Genomic DNA, 22,106 nt, shown 5'->3' on the forward strand with positions numbered 1-22,106 from the left:
CATAAAAACTATGAAAAAAATTGGAATACTCTTCGGTCAGGAAAATACCTTTCCTCAAGCCTTTATAGATAGAATAAACGAAAAAAATATAAAAGGCATCATGGCCGAGGCCGTGATGATAGATATGGTAATGCAGGCAGACCCTACGGAATATGCCGTTATCATTGATCGTATTTCTCAGGACGTTCCCTTCTATAGGGCATATTTAAAAAATGCGGCCATATCCGGCACAGCAGTACTTAACAATCCTTTTTGGTGGAGTGCGGATGAAAAATTTTTCAATAATTCCTTAGCCATAAAAACTGGAGTCCCGGTACCAAAAACAGTGCTTCTACCTTCGAAGGATAGGCCGGACGATACGAACGAGAATTCTTTCAGGAATCTAAAATACCCCTTGGACTGGGAAAGTATTTTTGAACATATTGGTTTTCCCGCCTATATGAAACCTTTTGCAGGTGGTGGCTGGAAAAATGTGTATAAACTGAACAATTCCGATGAATTTTTTAAGAGTCACAGCGAAACTGGGCAACTCATTATGATGTTGCAGGAAGAAATCGTGTTTAGCGAATATTTCCGTTGCTATTGCCTTGGTGGCAATGAGGTACGTATTATGCAATATGAGCCGCGCAATCCACATCACTTAAGATATGTACATGACGGTCCTCCATTGAGTAAAAAACTTTTGGATACGGTTAAGGACTATACGATAAAATTGAATGCCGCTCTAGGCTATGATTTCAACACAGTGGAGTTTGCGGTTAGGGACGGAATTCCTTACGCCATAGATTTTTGCAATCCCGCGCCGGATGCAGATGTTAATTCCGTTGGCCAGGAAAATTTTGATTGGGTGGTAGAGACTGCAGCAAATATGGCCATTAAAAGGGCTCAAGCGCATAAACCAGGTCAAGTGAATTTAACCTGGGGAACATTTGTTAAGAATGCCGCCGCCCCCAATTCTCCCAAACCAGCAGTTAAAAAGTCCCCTGCGGTGTTAAAAGCGAAAAACACTCCCGCAAAAGTAGCAACACCTGCAGCAAAACCCCCAGCTGCAAAAAAAGCTCCGGTAAAGGCAGCAGCGACTAAAGCGAAAACGGCAAGTCCTACGGCCAAAAAACCGATCAAAAAAGCCACAACTAAAAAAACAACGGCAACAAAATCAAAAACCACAACGCCGACAACCAAAAAACCGGTTAAAAAGGCCACAACAACCAAAAGCAAATCAAAATAATTTTGAAATTGTCCAAACTCTAATACGAGGACACCAATGGATTTTACATTAGGAGTAGAAGAAGAATATCAGGTAATAGATCCCAAGACCCGTGAGTTGACCTCGCATGAGCAAAAAATTGTTGAAATTGCCGATGAAATATTGGAAGGCCAAGTAAAGGCGGAAATGCATCAGGCGGTAGTTGAGGTGGGTACGGTCATTTGCAAGGATATTAAAGAAGTTAGATCGCAAGTAACACATTTGCGTAAAACCATATCCGAGGTGGCTGCCAGTCTAGACCTTCGAATAGCTGCAGCTGGCACTCACCCTTTCTCGGAATGGGAGAAACAATTGATTACTGTGCACCCCCGATATGATGAAATTGTACAGGAATTACAGGATGCCGCCAGGTCCAATCTTATCTTTGGCCTGCATGTTCATGTAGGCATAGAGGATAGGGAAATGGCAATACACATTTATAATTCTGTTCGCTACTTTTTGCCCCATATTTACGCACTTTCAACCAACTCCCCATTTTGGGAGGGTAGAAACACAGGCTTTAAATCTTTCCGTACCAAAGTCTTTGATAAATTTCCACGTACAGGTATCCCAGATTTCTTTACCGGTGCTGGGGAATATGAGAGATATGTTAATCTCTTGGTACAGACGAAGTGTATTGACAACGCCAAAAAAATATGGTGGGATGTAAGGGTGCACCCTTTTTTCCCGACAATCGAATTTAGGATTTGTGATGTGCCTTTAACAGTGGATGAAACCGTAACCATAACGGCATTAATACAGGCCTTGGTAGCCAAACTTTATATTTTAAGAAGGAGCAACCTAAACTTCATTATTTACAAAAGGGCATTGATCAACGAAAACAAATGGCGGGCCTCAAGATATGGAATTGAAGGCAAGATGATCGACTTTGGAAAATCTATTGAAGTTCCTACAAAAGAATTAATTTTGGAGCTGCTAGAGTTTGTAGATGATGTGGTAGATGACTTGGGAAGTAGGGATGAAATCAATAAGGTCCATAAAATTTTAAAAGAAGGGACTGGGGCGGACAGACAACTGGCCGTTTTTGAAAAAACCAAAAACCTTAATGATGTGGTCGATTTTATTTTGAAGGAGACGGTTTCAGGGATTTAAATGAACAAGAGAAATGTTGGATAGAAAGAAAAAGATTGCAGTTTTAGATTTATACAATGGTATTCCCAATCAAGGGTTGAGATGCATTCGGGAAATATTGGAGAAATTTAGCCAAGAGGCCGATTACCAATTTTTTGATGTTAGGACCAAAAATGAAGTTCCCGATACCAGCTATGATATCTATATATCCTCAGGTGGTCCAGGAAATCCTCTGGAAGGGAATGGAATATGGGATAAAAAGTATTATTCCCTTATTGACGAACTATGGGATCATAATAAAAATGGGCACTATCCAAAAAAATACGTGTTCTTTATTTGTCATTCATATCAAATGGTCTGTCATCATTTTGGTCTTGGAGAAATTACAAAACGCAAATCTCCCTCTTTCGGCATCCTGCCCATCCATAAGACCAAAAATGGAATAGCAGATGAATTGTTCTCCAAATTGCCCGATCCTTTCTTTGCCGTGGATTCGAGGGATTGGCAACTTATCCAACCCCGATTGAAAGTTTTTGAGGAAAAAGGAGCTAAAATATTGGCTTTGGAAAAAATAAGGACACATGTGGAATACGAAAGGGCCATTATGGCCGTACGTTTTTCCAAGGAATTTGTCGGAGTACAATTTCATCCCGAGGCTGAACCTGTTAGTATGGAAGTGCACTTTGCCAAACCTGAAAACGAAGAGAAAGTAATTGCCACTTATGGGAAAAGAAAATATAACAATATGATGACCCATATTAGGGATACCGATAAATTGGAATCTACCTACAATTCCATAATACCTGGATTCATTGAAAATGCCATTAAAAAAATTGGATTATCCAAGCAACTCTCTTAATATAGGATTTCATGGTAGAACATCTTCGTCAGCAATACAATGCAGCATTCACAGATGGGAAATACAAGGCATTTTTAGAAAGTATTTCCACCGCCTATAACCATAAACCGCCGTTTCGTATTGCCGAAACCCCTATCTTCATTCCCAAATACCTTAAAAAAAGATTGTTGGAGGCCTGCGATCAGGTCAACAATGTAATCTGTCAGCCAAATTTTAAGGAACTGACCAAAAATGCCCTTCAAGATGCATCGCAATTGGTTCCGGGGGAAGATGGGCACACTACTTTTCTACAAATGGACTTTGGCATATGTTTGGATGAAAATGGGAAACTAATGCCACAAATGGTAGAAGTACAAGGATTTCCTACCCTTTATTTTTTTCAAGAGCTAATGGCCAAAGGCTATCGCGATCACTTCAATATACCTTCCAACTATCATCATTTAAACAATATAACTTCTACAGAATATGTAGAGAAATTAAGGGAAATTATTGTTGGCGACTGTCCTCCAGAAAATGTGATTCTTTTGGAAATAGAACCCCATAAACAGGCCACACAAATAGACTTTTTGGCTACTGCCCATCATTTGGGAATAAAAGTAGTTTGCATAAGTGAGTTGATCACGGAAGGGAAAAATGTATTTTACACCAATGACAAAGGCCAAAAAATCCAGGTACATAGGATATATAATCGGGTTATTTTTGATGAACTTTTTAAAAGGGACGATCTTCAGAGGGAATTCGATTTTACAAAGGAATACAATGTGGAATGGATAGGGCACCCCAATTGGTTTTTTAGGATAAGTAAGTTTACCATGCCATTGATCAACAGCCCTTATGTTCCTCCCTGCCATTTCTTGCACCAATTGGAACAGTATCCAGAGGACTTGGAAAATTATGTACTTAAACCTTTGTTCTCTTTTGCAGGGTCGGGTGTACTGATCAATGTCACCAAAAAAGATCTTGATACCGTACAAAATAGGGAGAACTATATCTTACAGAAAAAAGTTGCCTATGCGCCTGCAATAAAGACTCCAACGGAACCGGCAAAATGTGAAATCAGGATGTTGATGATATGGGAAAAGGGAGAAAAAAGGGCCAGAGTAGTCAATAATCTTGTGCGTATAAGCAAAGGGGAAATGGTTGGGGTACGCTTTAATAAGGATAAGGACTGGGTAGGTGCCAGCGTAGGGTTTTTTGAGGACTAGAATTACATTCTTATTTTTTTACCTCTTTTCCATTTTTTACACAAAAAATCAGGTACTTGCGTGAAAGTCGATTTGGATACGTCTGGTATGCGTGTTAAGTAATTCCAATACTCTTTCCTGACACTCAGATTTTACGATATGCCCTATATGGTAGTCCTTTTGTAGTTGCCAACAAATTTCATGGTCTGTAAAACAGGATGTATCAGGATATTGGAATCTACAAAGAGACACTACAATACCAGCATATTCATTTTTCACCTGGGGCAGTTTATATTTCTTTCCCTTGGCCATAGCATCTTCAATTAATGCCCATTCTTTCCACAAATTAATACCGGTAGCAAAGTATACCATTTCTGCCAAATGGGCCCCACCGACTCGTGAGGCGGTTTCCAGAAAATAAAATTTCCTAGTTTCCCGAGATTTAATATACTCGCTATGGGAGGCACTAAAACGCATCCCGAAAGCCTTTAGGACTTCCTCATTGATAGCCATTAGGCCAATGGCATCAGGAGATTCCATTTTGAGGGTAATAGATCTAAAAATACCATGTCCATGTGCCACATCCATTGGCGTGCTTAAATACTGGGAAGCCTGCGTAAAGACAACTTTACCGTCCACGGATAAAGAATCCACGTGGTAAACGTCCCCAGGTGCAAATTTCTCCAATAAGTACTCGTGACGCCGATCGCCCAAGGATTCCAATACAGGCCATAACTCTTCGCTGGAAAATATCTTTCGTATTCCTGTTGCAGAAGCCTCGGATCTGGGCTTAATTAACCAAGGGGCCGGCACCCTCTTGGTATATTCATCTATTTCACTATTGTTAAACAATGACGTGAATGCCGGAACGGGAATATTGGATTCCGCCGCCTTCACTCTCATCGCCAATTTATCCCTAAAATACCTGCCAGTGGTTTGTCCCATACCAGATATTCTAAAATGTTCCCTTACCAAGGTGGCCTTCTCCACATCAAAATCATCCAATGCCACAATCCTATCTATTTTTTGATTTCGCATTAGAAAAGCAAGGCCAGAAATTAAATCGTCCATATCCCATACCCCTTCCCTCTTTTCCTGCATATAGAAAATTTCATCGATAGATTCGCGAGGCCAGTTCTTGTGCTCCAATCCCTTGGAAGTAATAAGTAGCACCTTGTTTCCCAAAGCTTTACACGATTTCAAAAAGTCTTCTCCCTTAAAAAAACTGGTAATACATAAAAAGGTGGTTTGATCGGCTTTTCCTGTCATGTTCGTGAGGTATAACTTATTAGCTGTAAAATACCTATTAATCCCTAATAAGTAGCAAAAACAATGAAAAAAAATGCCTATGTGTTTTGGGTTATCCTTGTTCTTATATTGGCACCGTAATTACATCGTCATCGCCCTTTTGGAGTTCTATGGAGCATTTATCTTGAAAAGTGCCTAAAGTTAAACCAGACAAAAAGAACCTAAAATAATTAGACCATCCATAAATTTACCTTAAGCAACTTGAAAGTGATGGTCCTATAAGCTATTTGATCAAAGATTATTTCACCAAACCTGCAATAAAATCGGTCAGTAGTCTTACCCCAAAGGCGGTAGCCGTTTTTTGGGTATAGAATTCCGCATCTCCAAAGGCCACCCCAGCTATGTCCAAATGGGCCCATTTTGGATGTTTATCCGTAAAAAATTCCAAGAATTTAGCGGCACTTATAGCTCCAGCGATAGGCTTACCACTGTAATTCTTTACATCGGCAATATCAGATTTAATATCTCCCTCATAGGAATCCCACAAAGGTAATCTCCACAGACGTTCTCCGCTTTGATCTCCTGCGCTTATCAATTTATGGGCCAGATCATCATTATTGGTGAACAATCCACCTGCTTCATAACCCAAGGTTTGTACGCAACTTCCCGTTAAAGTAGCGGCATCTATTATTATATCCGGGTGATAATTTTTATTAAGATAGGAAATTCCATCTGCCAAAATTAAGCGCCCTTCTGCATCCGTATCTATAATCTCAATAGTTTTCCCAGCGTAAGACCCAATTACATCACCTGGTTTAAGAGCTTTGGCATCTACACAGTTTTCGGTGGTTGGGATTACAGCAATTAGATGTACTGGCAATTTAAGCTTGGCGGTCAACTCAATGGCCCCTAATACTGCCGCTGCTCCCCCCATATCGCTTTTCATATAATGCATATTGGAAGAACCTTTGATCGATAACCCACCGGTGTCGAAAGTAACACCTTTGCCCACCAAACCCACAGTAGGAGTTTCCGTAGCACTTTTAACCGGCCTATATTCCATTACAATGAACCTAGCAGGTTCCTCACTCCCCTGACTTACCGCCATCAGTGCTTTCAGACCCAGTTTTTCAATTGATTTTTGATCATGGACTTCCACATGGTAACCAAATTCCTTCCCAGAATTTAAAGCAGTTTCAGCCAATTTTTTAGGGGTAAGTTTATTGCTCGGGGCATTGACCAACCCTAAAATCTTAAGTTGGGTCTCCGAAGTAGCCTTGCCCTTGGCAGCTGCCTTAATAACAACTTTATCAAAACCTTTGGGTGCAAAAAAACCGAATTGCAATTGCTCCGTTATCCATTTCTTAGTTGATATATCCGATGTTTGATACAGGCCCTTTTTGTAGGTGCCCAATATCAAGCCACTTAAAATACCTTCGGCCAATACAGGAATAAGTTCGGGATTAAAATTTCCACTCCTTAAATCAATACTCAAATTGGTTGGTAATTTGGCCGCCTCCATTTGCATAAAGCGCTTAAGGGCATCAATAATACCTTTAATAGTGGGGTTTGTTCCCAAGCCCAAACAGTAAACCTTCATTAAATTTTTCTGATCAATTGGATAAAACAGGGATAATTCCTTTTTCTCAGCCTTTATTTGCTCGGTCAAAAGTTCTACTGGAAGATTTAAATCTCCAGCCATTTTAATAATGTTCGCCTCTAAATTGTCGCCTTGTTCAAAAGGTATAATCAGTACTTCCGAAAAAAGATTCCTTTCTTCTGTAATTGTAATCATAAAAGTGCTTTTTAATTAGTTCCTAAAATAAAGGAATTCCAAAGCCGTGGGAAATTCTTGACTCCAAAACCATTCCTCATGTTTGCCATCGGGATCAATATGGAGTTCAATATTTACCTTGGTGCCTTCTTTATTCTTTTCTTCCAGAATTTGCTTTAATTTTTCCACATTCCGGACCATATGAACACTTTCATCGCCACCGGCATAAAGATAGATATCGGTTGGGTAGGGTTGATGGAAATTTATGGCATCAAAATAAATTTTGGGGGTAATCCACAGTGAAGGTGAAAAAATCATCAATTTCCCAAAAACTGAAGGATACCTTAACCCTGCATAAATACTTATTAGTCCGCCCATGGAACTCCCTCCTACTCCGGTAAACTCCCTTTCTTTTAAGGTCCTAAAATTTTTGTCGATATGAGGTTTTAGTGTTTCCACCAAAAACTTGAGATATTTCTTTCCGTCCCCTTTACCCCATTTGGTTTCTTTGAAGGGAGAAAATTCCAATACTCTTTCCTCCTCTGCATGGTCTATGGCCACAACAATAATATCTCCCATTCCATTTTTGGACAGCTCGGAAAGCTTTTCATCTATGGCCCAGTTGCCATAAGGTCCGCCGCCATCAAATAGATTTTGGCCATCGTGTAAATATAAAACCGGATAGCTTATAGAACTGGACTCATAGCCATGAGGAAGGAGTACCGATATCCTTCTTTTCCTTTTCAACTGGGGTATTTCATAATCATCCGCTATAATCCGAATCTCAGGGTAATGGGAAATAGGATTTTCCAGTTGACTTCCATCCCCATCAATATTATTCTCCAACATACTCTTTTCCATAATTTTTAACCGAACAAATGCGGACAAAGATAGTTGGTTTTAAAACAACAGAATAATCTAAGTAAACCTAATGTATTGTGTACCTGAGTATTTTGATTACATTTTGCTATTTATACAGGTCAAATTGTCCTATTAAAGGATTTTTAAATCTTAAAAAAGTTCCCAATGGGAATAAACTTATTGCCGTTTATCGAAGAAACGATACCGTTGGTTTTTTTCACAACATTCTCGAGTGCGTTCACAACAAAAATTGAGCAGAACTGCCTATTCCTTATATCTTTACATTGTATTTAAGTGATAGTGTTTAACCCCAAATTGAACGCAAAACTTAATTCGAAGTGCTTTTTCCCCAAATCAGCACTTAACCTTAAAATAAAAGTTTTAGATAAAAGACCAAATTTTACAGAAAGACCTACTTAACTAAAAGAACACCCCTCGAATGAGGGGTTTTTTTTTCTCTTTTTGTTGGAAATACTGCTGGATTGGGTTGCAGTAAAAATAGAAATCACCTCTGTACCTCTTTTACTGCAATCCTAATTTGAAAAGGTATAGTTAACAGCCTCAAAAGATTCCGAGACAGTTTGATTGCCGTCCGACGATGCAATTTTGATCAATAATTGATCCACAACCACGGAATTAGTGCCAGATGTAATGGAAACCATAACCGTTCTAGTCCCCTTTCCAGTGAGTAAAGGTGAAGAGGTATAACTATATTTAGGGGAAATACCTCCATTGGTATAAGGCTGAATCCATATTCTGCCACCATTGGGGTCTGCGATTTCGTAATCATAAATAAGGATAACCTCTTCATCGAATTTTAAGGAAGCAGGGGTATTGGGCGATTTACTTTTAATGATAACTTTACTAATGGCAGTCACTGTGACTCCATCATCACTTTTACTGCAGCCCATGGCAGTTGCCAGAAAAATTAATGGTATTGCAAACACCAATATCCCCACAACTATATCTCCAATTTTGTTTTTTTTAATCTTACACTTTGCTTTCATAATTTCTATGTTTTTATATTAACGTCCTTTATTTGGGGAAACATGTTATAAATCCAGTTAAAAATTGGGCGTTTTATAAAAGCAATGGTGTTCACAATATGCTTTGATTTTGGACACCATCGCTTATACCTTAACAAGACCAAGCAACTATTTTTCTAATTGGCTCCATTGGGTTTGTTTAACCTTCCTTTGGTTGTGTTGCTCATCTTTCCATCCTCTGATTCCAATTGTACTTCATAATCTTGCCATGTAATATTGTCAAAAACAATACATTCCATAAATTCGATGTTACTCCCATTGTCCTGAAAGGTAGTGTCGGTGTAATTGGAGACCATTCCATTGGACAATGTTGTTTTTAATCTCAATTTTTTAATCTTGAGAGGCTGCGATAAGGTATAGGGCACCTTAAGGGTTATAATGGTCCCTCCTTGACAATTATTGACCCCATCAACAGAAATACTCAATTTTCCGGCAGTAATCGGACCGTCCAATGCAGTGTCATCACTTTTACTACAGCCTGTTACAGCTATTAGGAGGGTTACAACTATTGCAACACTATAAAGCTTTTGAATTGCCCGTCCAATTGTTCCATTTAAAGGCTTAAATCTTGTTCTCATAACTTTTCATTTGAATTATCATCCTATATATTGGGGAACATTTTATGAAGCTAAGTTTATTGCTATTGGAAATAAACCAACATATGGACCATTTCCTCAGGATCTGGAACGTGCCCACCTCCAAAAGTCTTTCCATTGATATGATATAGCACAGGTATCACCAGACCTACTTCATCTGTGAGGATACAGGAACCATGTTCCAAAGTAACATTCAGATCTCCCTCTTCGTTAGCCACTGCAATATTTCCTTCACCAGATTCTGGTCCAATAGGTGGATTATTGAAATTCACAAAATCGTTCATAAAATCTATTTGTTCGCCTACCTTCCTAGTTGTATTGAGATAGGCCAACCAAAAAGTATAGGTACCTTTGGGAATCATTCCCTTAAGAGCTACTTCGACCTTGGAGGAATTGCCATTACAGTGAACAATCATATTCCCATTTGCGGCTTGAAATTCCGATAAAGTTATTTGATGTTCATCCAGAGCCTTTATTGGAGTTAATAGACCAATTGGGTCATCAAAAATATTGGCAGCAAAAAGGAGTTCATTGGGGTCTATTGGGGTATTACCATCCTGGTCTACTATCTCCTCCAATAACTGAACACTTCCAAAATTTAAGTGAGCTACCACAGGCTTGGGCTCAATCACAAAATGAACAGTTGCATCCCGATGTGGCCTAAGATTAACCGAAATTGGCATGGCCGTCACCAATTCTGAGGACAATGGCGGCACAATACTAGCACTGTAAACCCCTAAACTCTTTGTCTCAACAGAAAATTTACCCTCCACATTGGAGAGCATTTCTATTTTATCCGATCCCTTGGTAAAGGTTACTAAAGTATTGGGATATGGATTACCCAGTTTATCCTTTACTGTTCCGTTTATTTTGCCAGTATGATACATTGCGGTATCCGCATCTGATTTTATGCAGCTTAATGCCGTTAAAATTAGAATTGCCACCAACATGACCTGTATAACCCAAACGGTTCTAATTAATTTTACAATTCTTCGAAGTCCAATTTCCCTAAAGTTTCTTGTTGTTTCCATAATATGAGTTTTAAAATCTTATAAACTTGAGGGGGGAAATCCAGGTACAACCCAAAGCTATTCCAACGATGCTTGGAAAACTAACAACCTGGTTCCATATCCTAACACCTTAGTTCCAGAATAGAATTTGAGGTTGATGTTATAGATGGAAATAAAAATATGATAAATGGAAATTTTTCAGGAATGGATGGTAAAAAATGGGGATTTTCGTGCTGAAAATAGGAGATTCCCAAGGTGCTAAAAAGAAAAACAATACTTGTAACAATTACAACTTATACCATCCGGCAACTTAATTTAATAAGCCGACGGTGGAACACCGTACAATTCTTTAAAACACTTAGCAAAATAAGAGAGGTTGTTAAAACCTACCCTGTACGCTATTTGGGTAACACTATCCGCTTTTTGCAGGAGTAATTGCGCCGCTCTTTTTAACCTGAAGTTCCGAAGAAGCTCCCCTGGCGCTTCGTTGGTCAAGGCCTTTAATTTACGGTGCAATTGTGTTTTGCTCATTGCCAATGCCCCCTGCATTTGAGGTACCCCAAAACTAGAGTCGGCAAATTTTTGCTCCAACAAAGACAATACATCTTCCAAAAATTTTTGATCGATAGAAGTGACCGTTACTTTTTTGGGGTCTATCTGTACTTCCTTATTGGTGAAAAGTTCTCTAAGTTTTTGCCGCTGGTTTATCAGGTTCTTAATTCGGACCAACAATTCCTTACCGTCAAAGGGTTTGGTCAAATAATCGTCAGCCCCTGTTTCCAAGCCCTCAATTTTATTATCCATACCGGCCTTGGCCGTCAACATAATCACTGGGATGTGACTAGTGTTCAAATGTGTCTTTAATTTTCTACAGAGCTCTATGCCATCCATTTTGGGCATCATCAGATCCGTAATAATAAGATCTGGTGGGTTCTTAATAGCCAATTGTAGGCCAAGCTCTCCATTAACCGCCTCTTTTACCTTGTAGAGAGGGCTGAGTTGTCCTTTTATATAATTTCGCATATCGGGATTATCCTCTACCAATAATATATTGGGCATATCCCGATTGTCACTGCTTACAAGCTCATAGGTCCTGGGGCTCAATTCAAAAATCTCATTTTCCAGTTTTAATTCCTCTGCTTTTTTAGAGGTTATCCTTATCTTTTGCAAAGGCAATCGCACAATAAAGTAAGTGCCTTTATTCTCATCACTGGATACTGTAATAGTTCCTTCCATTAGCTCAACAAGATCCTTGGAGAGGGATAGTCCTATCCCTGAACCTTCTTTCTCCTTGGTAGTACTATTATCCACCTGATAAAAGCGATCAAAAATAAAGGGGAGTTGCTCCTTAGGAATCCCTTTTCCCGAATCTGACACCTTAAATTGCAGCCGCTGCTCACTGTATTCGGCGGCAAAAGCTATATCAGAACCGTCCTCACTAAATTTAAAAGCGTTACCAAGTAGATTATAAACTATGTTTTCCAATTTATCACGATCAAAGGAAGCCCATAGCACGGTACTGGGTATTTCCACTCGGTAATCCATATCTCTTTGTGCTGCAAGTGAATTAAATGAAGAGGTAGCAGCTCTTAGGCATTTAAATATATCCCCCTCAGTTGGCGATAATTTTAAACTTCCATCATCAATTTTTGAAAGATCCAGTAGTTGATTTACCATATGTAGCAAACGGTTGGTATTCCGGCGGATCATTTTTACAGTTTCTATATTAAGTTTTTGATTAAAATTCTTTTCCAAATTCTCTATAGGTCCCTTTATTAGAGTGAGGGGGGTACGAAACTCATGCGAAATATTGGCAAAGAATCGGGATTTAGCCTTGTCCAATTCCTGTAACTTTTCAGCTTGGACCTTTAATTGGTTTGCTTGATGCCTAACTTCTGAAGTTCTAAGTGCAATGAGCTTTTCCAGCGCAATGTTTTTTGCTTTTAACTGTCTAGAACGCAATTTTAGCATAGCCCATAAAAATATTATAAATGCGAGCAGATAGAATAGATATGCCACCCATGTCCGGTACCAGGGAGGAAGTATTTCAAAATAAAACGATCCAGCCGCACTTAGACCGCCATAAATATCGTGTGCTCTTGCCCTAAAAAGATAATCACCTTCCCTAAGATTGGTGTAATCCTTCTTTGTCTCATTGGACCATTCGGACCATTTCTCATCAAAACCTACAAGTTGATATTGATATTTATTCTCCTCAGAACTCATTGCGGCAAATTCGAAACGGAGGCTATTATTGGAATATTTTAATTGTGGTCTTAATGCAATATTACTGCTTCCACCAAAAATAGCCGAATCCTGCCCTAAGGTTACCTGTCGTATATGGGTCTTGAATGGCAACTGAAAATCAAAAGTGCTTTTTAGGTCATACTTGGTTATTTCTTCCCCTCCTAGCCAAAGAACATTATCGGAATCCCAAAAAGCATTGAATTCCGTGGTACTTCTAAAGCGCTCATCATAAATTCTGCTAACCGAGTATTGGCCATGGCCAATGGGTGAAGCAGAAAATCGATATCGCCTACCTTCTACTGGATTGGATTCCAAAATAACATGCCCGCCATTTTTCTGATAAGCTCTTGGATATAGATAAAGCGAATCCAGGCCAAACTTTTTTCCGAAATGTGCCTCAGGCAAAAATAATTCTGAATCAACATTCAATTTAAATAATGGTCCACTCGCCCCGTTGGAAGTGACCAATATTTCATTTTCAATTAGATACATATTAATGGGCCCTTCAGGAAGGCCATCCTGATATCGATGAACCTTAATTTCAACCAAACTCAGTTCAGCCGGAGAGACTGAAATCGGAAAAGTAAGTTTAATAACCTTATTCAAGGTTGTTCCGAGCCAAATGGCACCACTATTATCTTCATCAATATACTTTATGTCTTCTACAATTTGATCAATATCCATTTCCTTCTGCCATTGTCCATTTTTATTATAAATGGTGGAAAGACCATACATCTGGCCTGCAAAAACCCTATTGGGATCGGTTGTGGATTGATGCAATACACGTGTTCCGGGCAAATGGGCAATCTTAGTCACCGTATTATCCGAAATTAAAAATGTCCCGTCTGCGGTACCAGCCAAAAGTTCGTTTCCTAAAGAAAGTAAAGAAAAACAACCTGTTCCTATTTCTTCTATTCTCTTAAATTCAAGAGAGCGGTTTTCCATATTCTGACCTAGCTTAAAAAGTCCGTTATAGGTGCCAACGTACAATTCACCTTTATAACTTGTTATGGCAGAAACCGTGCCCTCCAGACCCAATCTTTTGTCATAAAAAACATATGGCAAATGAGGTTCAATTTTTGAAATTCCAGTTTGCAGGGCCAGCCATAGGGCTTTACGATTGTCGACTACCATTCCGTGGACCTGATTATTTAAAATTCCCTCGTCCTCTGTTATCGTCCCAATCCGTTTACCATACCGATCCATTAAGACCACACCTCCCTTTAAAGTCGCAAAGGCGTATGTAGAATCGGGCATTTGCTGACCTGCGTATAATAGATTTTCTTTGAGATATTGGTCTATTTCACTTTCCATTTTTAATATTTCCTTTCCAGTGTAGATAAATAGACCGGCGCTCCTTGTTGCAAAAAGCACCATATCTCTTTTATAGGGCAATGCAACCAGTACCTTTAAATCCTTGAAAAATGTTCCGCTGGGTATTAACTCCAAGGAATCTCCCTGAAGTTCATAGATTCCTTGATCCGAAATCCTTATATAGACTTTTCCGTTCACCTGAAACTCCCTATGGATTACACCTGGGTGAGGTATTATTTTCATTTCATCATCTTGCCAACTATAAATTTCGTCGTCGGACACAAATAGTATTCGCCCCACATCTGGGAATATTCGCCAAACTGTGGCATTTAAAGGATGGGTTGAAGGAATTTTTGCAGCTAATGAACGATACACGAGAAATCCTAAGGAATCGGATTCCAGATAACCCATTTCCCTATCTCCCCCTACCCACTTTGTATTATTCCCATCCACCACTACGGCACGTACGGCGTTTAATCCAGGTGATGTAATAAACCTCCAAGTAGCCCCGTCATACTCCAGGATTCCCTCTCCATTTGCAGCATAAATAAGACCCTCCCTATCCTGGGTAATAAACCAATTTTGATGGTGAGCCTGATAATCCTCGTGGCTATAATTTTTAACTGAGAAAAAACCCAATTCAAATGTATCCTCATTCCTTTGGGAAAGAAGTAAAGAAGTAAGAAGTAAACAAAGGGGGAGAATGAATGCTTTCATCTCCAAGGGTTTATACCTACAAGATATCCAATTCTGATGTAATTACAATCTACCTAAAAGAAAATATCAATATTTCTATGGCCCTGGCACTCAAATATTGGAGGTTTAGCAATCCTTTGAAATCCAGTTGCAAAAGCAATTGCTTCACTTCAACGCAAATTAAATATCCTCCCATGGAATCCCCAAAAGCCAAAAATAATTTTCTAACTCCATCAACAGCGTAGTATACCACAAGTTCCACACTATTCACAACATATATTTATCTATAAATTTACTCCCCACTATATTGGCCTTATCGTTTTATGATGATGTGCCCAAAAGCAGGTGAAATTCATCTAAAGGCAACTAGAAAAAAGACCTTCCAATTGCACAGGAATAAAATATATATCGCTTAACCAAAATTGACAAACCCTACTTAGCAAAAAAGGCCCTCATAAAGGGCCTTTAATTATTTTATACTAAACATTTGAAAACGTTTTTAGAACGAATAGTTGAGACCGAACAGCCAATAGGTTTGCAAATCGTTATCAATAGAATCAAAAGTAGGTGTTGGATCCGCTAAATCATCACCTATAGCATAGTTTAATGCTTCCTGTTTATTATTTCTCAGGCCAAATTCAAACCCCAGGCCAATACCCTTCCAAAAGGTATATCCAAAAGAGTTGGTCCAGGTCCAGTTGGAATAATCAGCACTTTTATAACTCTGAAATAGGGACAAATTGGTCTTAAAATTAACCTTACCCAATTGTCTGGTGTAGTCGGCCACAATTTTTGCTCCTAAGGAAGATTCAAAAACACTTTCCCCAGAACTGAAAACAAAGTTGTAGTTTAATGGGTGAATGACCACCACCAAATCAGTAATGGGCGTCCAAGTTGCCCCAACCCCAATGTCCAAATAGCCCGGATCATTAAAATTATCTATAATTGTGGTCCTGTACTCCCCCAAAGTAGATATGGCGAACTTATCGCTCAATTTCTGACCGTACAAAGATGTTATATTAAAAACATCTGTTGCCGAGCGAAAACTATCGTCATCGGTATCAATATCCTTATCATCAATTTTTACCCACCCAAGATTAATATTCAATGAATTTCTCCAGAAAAATTTGGGTTGAATAAGATTTGCAAAAGCATTTGTGGTAATACCTATATTTCCAGCACTGGAATTTGGAGCACCTTTAGCATACCAATTGTTAAAACCTGAAAGACTGGCTCCTATGGTTCCAAAAGCGCCCTTTTTCCAACCGGGTATGGCATTAATTTTACCTTGAATGGCGTCTACCCTTCCCTGTATAGCTGTAATGGAGTCCTTTTTGCTTGCTTTTTCAGCTTTTAACTCATCTAAAGTTTGGGCAACGGTAATGTTCATAGCCAACAAAGTGACTATTGCTAGTACAATTTTCTTCATAATAGTTAGTGTTTTATGTATAGTAACACAAAAATAAGTAATGTTGGCTAAAATGAAGGAACGATATTGGTCGTTATTTTGCCTTAAACAAGGGTACCGAAGAACAGGCTTCCCCGTACATAACACTTTTGGCCACGGTCTGAATTTTGGTCGTGGCCCATAAATAGGCGTTGGGCGGAACCGGTTTATTGGAGCATCCCTTGATGATAACCGGTTTATCCACATATTCGGAAACGTCCATATTTTCCAATATGGATTGATAAAGAGAGGATTCCAACATCTCCAAATCGCCAATAATTATTTTCTGGGCATAAGGTTGCAGTTTGGTAGAAATGAGCATGTAAGCCCAACCCGGGATAATGGCATCCGAAGAGCAGGTTAATGCTAAATATGCATCTTTGTATACACTCCAATCATGTTCCTCCAATTGTGCCCGAAATTCCTTTTCCCGCAGTATTAAACCCTCGTACAACCAATCCTTAATATCCATAAGTATCCTAGTACCCTTAGGGTATAAGTCCTCTAGGTTAAAGGTCACCAATTTACTTTGGGAGACACGATTTATAATTTCAGACATAATTTTTTGAGTTTTTCAATATCAAATTTAACCGGCCGATAAAATGGTAATAAAAATATTCCACCAATCAATATTTGGGTTTGGAGACCCAAACTATAGCATTCCCAGTTCCAATTTGGCCTCTTCACTCATCAATTCCTGAGTCCAAGGTGGGTCAAAAGTAATTTCTACCTCAACGTCCTTTAATTCGTCTATAGATTTTACCTTTTCCTCTACTTCCATAGGTAGGGACTCGGCAACAGGACAGTTAGGGGAGGTTAATGTCATTAAAATTTTAACTTCATAATCCTCATTCACAAAAACATCATAAATCAACCCTAATTCATAGATGTCTACAGGTATTTCGGGGTCATAAATTGTTTTAAGGACCCTTACGATCTTTTCTCCCAATTCCTGTGTGTCTATAGTTTCTATTTCTTCGCTCATTCTTTTAAATGTTTATGGTCTGCAAAAAAGATTTGTCCAACAATTTCCTGTTGGCCAGACCAATTAATTTAATTGTGTTTGGTATGCGACAGCATACAATTTCAATTGTTTTATCATACTTACCAGGCCGTTTGCCCTAGTGGGTGATAAATGCTCCTTTAATCCAATCTCATCTATGAAACTGGTCTCTGCCTCAATAATATCCATAGGTTTTTGATTGCTGAAGGCTCTTATTAAAATGGCGATGATACCTTTGGTAATAATGGCATCACTATCCGCCGTAAAAACTAACCTTTCACCTTCCAATTCTGCATGTACCCACACTTTGCTCTGACAGCCCTTAATGATATTATCATCGGTTTTATACTGCTCCTTGATCATTGGAAGCGATTTTCCAAGCTCTATCATATACTCATACCGCTGCATCCAATCCTCAAACATAGAGAACTCATCAACTATCTCTTCCTGAATTTCTTTTATACCCATATCCAAATTTTGTGCCCATTGTATAATGGTAACAATTCCATACAAAAATACAATAAGTAATTTTGCATATCAACTATTTAAAAGACTGAAAATAAACCAAATGAAGTTATGACAGCATTGATTTTGCCCGCTGCACGCTTGCCACCAATATATCTACTTCTTCCTTGGTATTGTAAAAACTAAAACTTGCCCTTACAGTGCCTGGTATTTTATAAAAATCCATGATGGGTTGGGCACAATGATGACCTGTTCTTACAGCAACCCCCAATTTATCCAAAATACTCCCTATATCGTAAGGATGAAGACCATCGATATTAAACGAAATCACGGCTGTTTTTTCCCTGGTATCCCCGTAAATTTTTAAACCATCTATGGTTAGGAGTTCTTTGGTTGCATATTCCAAAAGTCCGTGTTCGTATTGGGCTATGGCATCAAATCCTATGGCATTCATATAATCCAGAGCAGCACCAAAGGCAATACCTCCACAAATATTTGGAGTCCCAGCTTCGAATTTATGGGGAAGATCGGCATAGGTAGTCTTTTCAAAAGTTACTTCTGCAATCATTTCGCCCCCACCTTGGTAAGGTGGCAATTTATTTAACCACTTCTCTTTGCCGTAAAGCATTCCTACTCCAGTAGGACCGCACATTTTATGGGCTGAAACCACATAGAAATCTACATCCAATTTCTGTACATCAGCTTTTATATGGGGTGCAGCCTGAGCGCCATCCACTAAGACGGCAGCACCTACATTATGGGCCGCTGCTATAATTTCCTCTATTGGATTAATGGTCCCCAAGGCATTGGAAACATGGTTACAGAATACCAATTTGGTACGGTGGGACAATAATTTATGGTATTCCTCCATAATCAATTTGCCCTCCAAACTCATGGGAATCACTTTTAATACAGCTCCTGTCCGTTCACAGAGCATTTGCCATGGAACTATGTTGGAATGGTGCTCCAAGGCCGAAACAACAATTTCATCCCCCTTTTTCAAAAAAGAGGTAAAACCATTGGCCACTAAATTTATACCATGTGTAGTACCAGAAGTAAAAATAATTTCATGGGACTTTGCGGCATTAAAATGCTTTTGTATTTTCTGCCGTGCCTGTTCATAAACATCTGTTGCCTCTTGGGACAGCGTATGTACCCCTCTGTGGATATTTGCATTATAGTTACTGTAATAATCCACAATCGCGTCTATAACCTTCTGGGGAGTCTGGGAAGTAGCAGCATTGTCTAGATACACCAAGGGATAGCCATTAACTTTCCTATTTAAGATTGGAAAGTCACAACGTATGCTCAATATATCGAAAACAGTTTGTATCATGGCAAAAATTCAATGCTGGGAATTACGTTGAATAGAAACTTTCTAAAGGTCAAATCCTAAACGAACGCCCAATTTATTGGCAATTAATTTGTTGATCCTAACCTTTAATTCCGGGATTCGGACACTTTCCAAAACGTTATTGGCAAAAGCGTACATTAACAATGCCCTTGCTTCTTTTTTTGGAATTCCCCTAGACTGAAGATAAAATAAGGCCTCCTCGTCCAATTGCCCAATGGTACAACCGTGGGAGCATTTTACATCGTCTGCAAAAATCTCCAATTGAGGTTTTGTATTAATGGTAGCCTTGTCACTCATTAGAATATTATTGTTCTGTTGAAAGGCATTCGTCTTTTGGGCAATTTTGTCCACAATAATTTTACCGTTGAAAACCCCAGTAGAGTTTTCACCATAAATCCCTTTATAATCCTGATGACTTTCACAATTGGGCTGTATATGATGCACCAATGTATGGTGGTCTATATGTTGTTTTTCCTCAATAATGGTAACCCCTTTCATTGTAGAATCTATCCTTTCCCCATTTTGATAGAAATTAAGGTTGTTTCGGGTTAATTTACCTCCAAAAGAAAACGTATGAACCTTTACAACACTACCGTCTTTCTGATCTATATAAGTATTGTCAATCAAGGAGGCAGTTGTTAAATCGTTCTGTACCTTATAATAATCAACATTGGAATTCTTGGCAGCATAAATCTCTGTAACCGAATTGGTTAATACTTCATTTGCCGTTAAACTCTGATGGCGTTCAATAATTTGCATCTCCGCATTTTCTTCAGCAATTATCAAATTTCTAGGCTGCAATAATAGTGCAGCTTCATTCCCAGTTGAAAAATGAACGATTTCAATAGGCTTTTTCGGAATCTTATTCTTGGGAATGTAAATATAGGCTCCTTCCCTGCTAAAAGCAGTATTCAAGGTAGTTAATGAATCGTCCTTAGAAGCTATTTTATTAAAATAAACATCTATTATTTGCTTGTACATGGGTTTGTTCAAGGCCGAACTCATTAGACATACATCCACTCCGTCATGGGTAGTCTCCGATAAAAAAGAACTATAAACCCCATCTACAAAGACAATTTTGAAGGTATCTATTTCATGTATAAAGTATTTTTTTACATCCCTGTATTCCAACATATTCTCCTTCTTTGGAAAGATGCTGTAATCTATTTTCTGCAATGTATTTAAGGAAGTATATTTCCATGCCTCCTCTTTTTTAGTAGGAAATCCCTTTGCCTCAAAATTTTTAATGGCCTCTGTCCGTATATCGTGAACAGGATTATCTACATCCACACCATTTTCAAATACCAAGAATGAGGAAACCAATTTTTCTTTTAAATCCATCTTTACAAGTTGTAATGTCTAAATGTCAAATGTTATAAAGTGCCTTGATTACTTATCCAAATACTTTATAAACCCACTTAACATTATAGATATATTTTCAATTTTTTCCTTTAATAAAATAAACTCCTTCTCCTCCAAATATCCCAAATCCAATGCTAAATACTACTGAGATCTCACCTCTCCCGCAGAGGCTTTTGAAATGTATAGAAAGTGAATAAATTCCCTATTTGTATTCCTTTCAAACCCTTCCGCAATATTGGAACTTATAGTTACCGAAGCCCTTCTAATTTGTCTTTTTAAATCAAAGTCCTTTTCAAACTCTCATTTATTCGTCAAGCCATAAATTGCTTTATTGAAATCCCTGCTCTCTTTCCAAGCATTTATTTCTTCAAACGAATTTATTTTGGCCATCTCTAATGTACAATTAGAACGCAATTTTGACTTTTAAACTTTCAACATTGAACATTAAAACTAGACAACCGTTTCCTGTTTCAACCAATCGTATCCTTTTTCCTCCAATTCCAGTGCAAGATCTTTAGTTCCGGATTTTACGATTTTTCCGTTGTGCAATACATGAACAAAATCCGGAACTATATATTCCAATAGACGCTGATAGTGGGTAATCACAATAACCGCGTTGTCCTTGCTCTTTAATTTATTTACACCATTGGCCACAATACGCAGGGCATCAATGTCCAAACCGGAATCCGTTTCATCCAAAATCGCCAATTTAGGCTCCAACATAGCCATTTGAAATATTTCGTTCCTTTTCTTCTCACCACCGGAGAAACCTTCATTCAAGGAACGTGATAAAAATTTCCTGTCTATTTCCAACATTTCTGATTTCTCACGAATCAATTTCAACATATCCTTAGCAGGCATATCGTCCAATCCCTTAGCTTTTCTGGATTCGTTTATGGCCGTCTTCATGAAATTTGTAACGGAAACCCCAGGAATTTCAACGGGATATTGAAAGGAAAGAAATATTCCTTTGTGAGCCCTATCTTCAGGCGAAGTCTCATCTAGATTTTCACCTTCCAAATAAACCTCTCCCTCTGTAATTTCAAATTCTTCCTTTCCGGCTATAACTGCCGCCAAGGTACTTTTACCTGAGCCGTTAGGGCCCATTATAGCATGTACTTCACCTGCATTCACCGTTAGGTTTATTCCCCTTAATATCTCCTTATCCTCTACTCTAGCGTGTAAGTTGTTAATTTTCAGCATTGTTCTAAATTCTAATTATTTTAAATAATTGTGCACCTACGGCATTTTATTAAAATCTTCTTTTTTTTGATGTTGTTTTGAGCCTGCAATAGTATTCAT

At 38.6% G+C, this 22,106-nt stretch carries 19 protein-coding genes and 1 pseudogene; 4 read left to right on the forward strand and 16 right to left on the reverse strand.

The features are described from left to right. The first annotated feature begins 10 nt into the window (after window positions 1-10). From CWD91_RS00940 to CWD91_RS00955, 4 genes are read left to right on the forward strand one after another with little or no spacing between them, the layout of a single operon-like run. The gene (locus CWD91_RS00940; protein ID WP_239985603.1) at window positions 11-1,228 is read left to right on the forward strand and encodes an ATP-grasp domain-containing protein; all 1,218 of its coding nucleotides are present in this window, start codon (window positions 11-13) and stop codon (window positions 1,226-1,228) included. A gap of 36 nt (window positions 1,229-1,264) precedes the next feature. Next, window positions 1,265-2,359: a carboxylate-amine ligase gene (locus tag CWD91_RS00945; protein ID WP_103439079.1), complete on the forward strand. Its 1,095-nt coding sequence runs from the start codon at window positions 1,265-1,267 to the stop codon at window positions 2,357-2,359. A gap of 13 nt (window positions 2,360-2,372) precedes the next feature. Then, the gene (locus CWD91_RS00950; RefSeq protein WP_103439080.1) at window positions 2,373-3,197 is read left to right on the forward strand and encodes a type 1 glutamine amidotransferase; all 825 of its coding nucleotides are present in this window, start codon (window positions 2,373-2,375) and stop codon (window positions 3,195-3,197) included. A gap of 11 nt (window positions 3,198-3,208) precedes the next feature. Beyond that, window positions 3,209-4,402, forward strand: coding sequence for a hypothetical protein (locus CWD91_RS00955; RefSeq protein ID WP_103439081.1), 1,194 nt, complete (start codon window positions 3,209-3,211; stop codon window positions 4,400-4,402). A gap of 48 nt (window positions 4,403-4,450) precedes the next feature. Here the strand turns inward: CWD91_RS00955 and CWD91_RS00960 are convergent, their stop codons facing one another. From CWD91_RS00960 to sufC, 16 genes and pseudogenes are all read right to left on the reverse strand, one after another. After that, on the reverse strand, window positions 4,451-5,650 hold the full coding sequence (locus CWD91_RS00960) for an ATP-grasp domain-containing protein (protein WP_103439082.1): 1,200 nt from the start codon (window positions 5,648-5,650) through the stop codon (window positions 4,451-4,453). Between the two features lie 277 nt (window positions 5,651-5,927). After that, the gene (locus CWD91_RS00965) at window positions 5,928-7,424 is read right to left on the reverse strand and encodes a leucyl aminopeptidase family protein (protein WP_103439083.1); all 1,497 of its coding nucleotides are present in this window, start codon (window positions 7,422-7,424) and stop codon (window positions 5,928-5,930) included. Window positions 7,425-7,439: 15 nt separating this feature from the next. Beyond that, window positions 7,440-8,264: an alpha/beta hydrolase gene (locus tag CWD91_RS00970; protein ID WP_103439084.1), complete on the reverse strand. Its 825-nt coding sequence runs from the start codon at window positions 8,262-8,264 to the stop codon at window positions 7,440-7,442. A 533-nt stretch (window positions 8,265-8,797) separates the two neighbouring features. Beyond that, the gene (locus tag CWD91_RS00975; RefSeq protein ID WP_103439085.1) at window positions 8,798-9,271 is read right to left on the reverse strand and encodes a hypothetical protein; all 474 of its coding nucleotides are present in this window, start codon (window positions 9,269-9,271) and stop codon (window positions 8,798-8,800) included. Window positions 9,272-9,426: 155 nt separating this feature from the next. Continuing rightward, window positions 9,427-9,888, reverse strand: coding sequence for a hypothetical protein (locus CWD91_RS00980; RefSeq protein ID WP_103439086.1), 462 nt, complete (start codon window positions 9,886-9,888; stop codon window positions 9,427-9,429). A gap of 62 nt (window positions 9,889-9,950) precedes the next feature. Then, window positions 9,951-10,937, reverse strand: a complete 987-nt coding sequence (locus tag CWD91_RS00985; RefSeq protein ID WP_103439087.1) for a hypothetical protein — start codon at window positions 10,935-10,937, stop codon at window positions 9,951-9,953. Window positions 10,938-11,231: 294 nt separating this feature from the next. After that, a complete protein-coding gene (locus CWD91_RS00990) occupies window positions 11,232-15,194 on the reverse strand; it encodes a hybrid sensor histidine kinase/response regulator transcription factor (protein ID WP_103439088.1) in 3,963 nt (1,320 codons plus the stop codon). 49 nt (window positions 15,195-15,243) lie between these two features. Next, window positions 15,244-15,444, reverse strand: coding sequence for a hypothetical protein (locus CWD91_RS00995; protein WP_103439089.1), 201 nt, complete (start codon window positions 15,442-15,444; stop codon window positions 15,244-15,246). A 228-nt stretch (window positions 15,445-15,672) separates the two neighbouring features. Continuing rightward, window positions 15,673-16,602, reverse strand: a complete 930-nt coding sequence (locus CWD91_RS01000; protein WP_103439090.1) for a DUF3078 domain-containing protein — start codon at window positions 16,600-16,602, stop codon at window positions 15,673-15,675. Window positions 16,603-16,675: 73 nt separating this feature from the next. Next, a complete protein-coding gene (locus CWD91_RS01005; RefSeq protein ID WP_103439091.1) occupies window positions 16,676-17,179 on the reverse strand; it encodes a DUF2480 family protein in 504 nt (167 codons plus the stop codon). Between the two features lie 93 nt (window positions 17,180-17,272). Continuing rightward, on the reverse strand, window positions 17,273-17,605 hold the full coding sequence (locus CWD91_RS01010; RefSeq protein ID WP_103439092.1) for an SUF system Fe-S cluster assembly protein: 333 nt from the start codon (window positions 17,603-17,605) through the stop codon (window positions 17,273-17,275). A 63-nt stretch (window positions 17,606-17,668) separates the two neighbouring features. Further along, window positions 17,669-18,091, reverse strand: a complete 423-nt coding sequence (locus tag CWD91_RS01015) for a SufE family protein (RefSeq protein ID WP_103439842.1) — start codon at window positions 18,089-18,091, stop codon at window positions 17,669-17,671. Window positions 18,092-18,197: 106 nt separating this feature from the next. Further along, window positions 18,198-19,424, reverse strand: coding sequence for an aminotransferase class V-fold PLP-dependent enzyme (locus CWD91_RS01020; protein ID WP_103439093.1), 1,227 nt, complete (start codon window positions 19,422-19,424; stop codon window positions 18,198-18,200). Window positions 19,425-19,466: 42 nt separating this feature from the next. Further along, complete coding sequence (gene sufD, locus CWD91_RS01025; protein ID WP_103439094.1) at window positions 19,467-20,783, reverse strand: Fe-S cluster assembly protein SufD; 1,317 nt, start codon at window positions 20,781-20,783, stop codon at window positions 19,467-19,469. Between the two features lie 162 nt (window positions 20,784-20,945). Then, a pseudogene (locus CWD91_RS22920) lies at window positions 20,946-21,089 on the reverse strand (four helix bundle protein); the annotation flags it as partial. 165 nt (window positions 21,090-21,254) lie between these two features. Continuing rightward, window positions 21,255-22,007, reverse strand: a complete 753-nt coding sequence (gene sufC, locus CWD91_RS01035) for a Fe-S cluster assembly ATPase SufC (RefSeq protein ID WP_103439095.1) — start codon at window positions 22,005-22,007, stop codon at window positions 21,255-21,257. Window positions 22,008-22,106 lie beyond the last annotated feature (99 nt).

The sequence above is a fragment of the Arenibacter hampyeongensis genome (assembly GCF_002909255.1).
In the GTDB taxonomy this organism is placed as follows: Bacteria; Bacteroidota; Bacteroidia; order Flavobacteriales; family Flavobacteriaceae; genus Arenibacter; species Arenibacter hampyeongensis.

Bases quoted from the DNA above. Each gene is read 5' to 3' on its own strand.
- CWD91_RS00990 (WP_103439088.1), bottom strand. From the start codon at position 15,194: ATGAAAGCATTCATTCTCCCCCTTTGTTTACTTCTTACTTCTTTACTT.
- CWD91_RS00950 (WP_103439080.1), top strand. From the start codon at position 2,373: ATGTTGGATAGAAAGAAAAAGATTGCAGTTTTAGATTTATACAATGGT.
- CWD91_RS00980 (WP_103439086.1), bottom strand. From the start codon at position 9,888: ATGAGAACAAGATTTAAGCCTTTAAATGGAACAATTGGACGGGCAATT.
- CWD91_RS00975 (WP_103439085.1), bottom strand. From the start codon at position 9,271: ATGAAAGCAAAGTGTAAGATTAAAAAAAACAAAATTGGAGATATAGTT.
- CWD91_RS00945 (WP_103439079.1), top strand. From the start codon at position 1,265: ATGGATTTTACATTAGGAGTAGAAGAAGAATATCAGGTAATAGATCCC.
- CWD91_RS01020 (WP_103439093.1), bottom strand. From the start codon at position 19,424: ATGATACAAACTGTTTTCGATATATTGAGCATACGTTGTGACTTTCCA.
- CWD91_RS00955 (WP_103439081.1), top strand. From the start codon at position 3,209: ATGGTAGAACATCTTCGTCAGCAATACAATGCAGCATTCACAGATGGG.
- CWD91_RS01015 (WP_103439842.1), bottom strand. From the start codon at position 18,091: ATGGGTATAAAAGAAATTCAGGAAGAGATAGTTGATGAGTTCTCTATG.
- CWD91_RS01005 (WP_103439091.1), bottom strand. From the start codon at position 17,179: ATGTCTGAAATTATAAATCGTGTCTCCCAAAGTAAATTGGTGACCTTT.
- CWD91_RS00965 (WP_103439083.1), bottom strand. From the start codon at position 7,424: ATGATTACAATTACAGAAGAAAGGAATCTTTTTTCGGAAGTACTGATT.
- sufD (WP_103439094.1), bottom strand. From the start codon at position 20,783: ATGGATTTAAAAGAAAAATTGGTTTCCTCATTCTTGGTATTTGAAAAT.
- CWD91_RS00960 (WP_103439082.1), bottom strand. From the start codon at position 5,650: ATGACAGGAAAAGCCGATCAAACCACCTTTTTATGTATTACCAGTTTT.
- sufC (WP_103439095.1), bottom strand. From the start codon at position 22,007: ATGCTGAAAATTAACAACTTACACGCTAGAGTAGAGGATAAGGAGATA.
- CWD91_RS00970 (WP_103439084.1), bottom strand. From the start codon at position 8,264: ATGGAAAAGAGTATGTTGGAGAATAATATTGATGGGGATGGAAGTCAA.
- CWD91_RS01010 (WP_103439092.1), bottom strand. From the start codon at position 17,605: ATGAGCGAAGAAATAGAAACTATAGACACACAGGAATTGGGAGAAAAG.
- CWD91_RS00940 (WP_239985603.1), top strand. From the start codon at position 11: ATGAAAAAAATTGGAATACTCTTCGGTCAGGAAAATACCTTTCCTCAA.
- CWD91_RS01000 (WP_103439090.1), bottom strand. From the start codon at position 16,602: ATGAAGAAAATTGTACTAGCAATAGTCACTTTGTTGGCTATGAACATT.
- CWD91_RS00985 (WP_103439087.1), bottom strand. From the start codon at position 10,937: ATGGAAACAACAAGAAACTTTAGGGAAATTGGACTTCGAAGAATTGTA.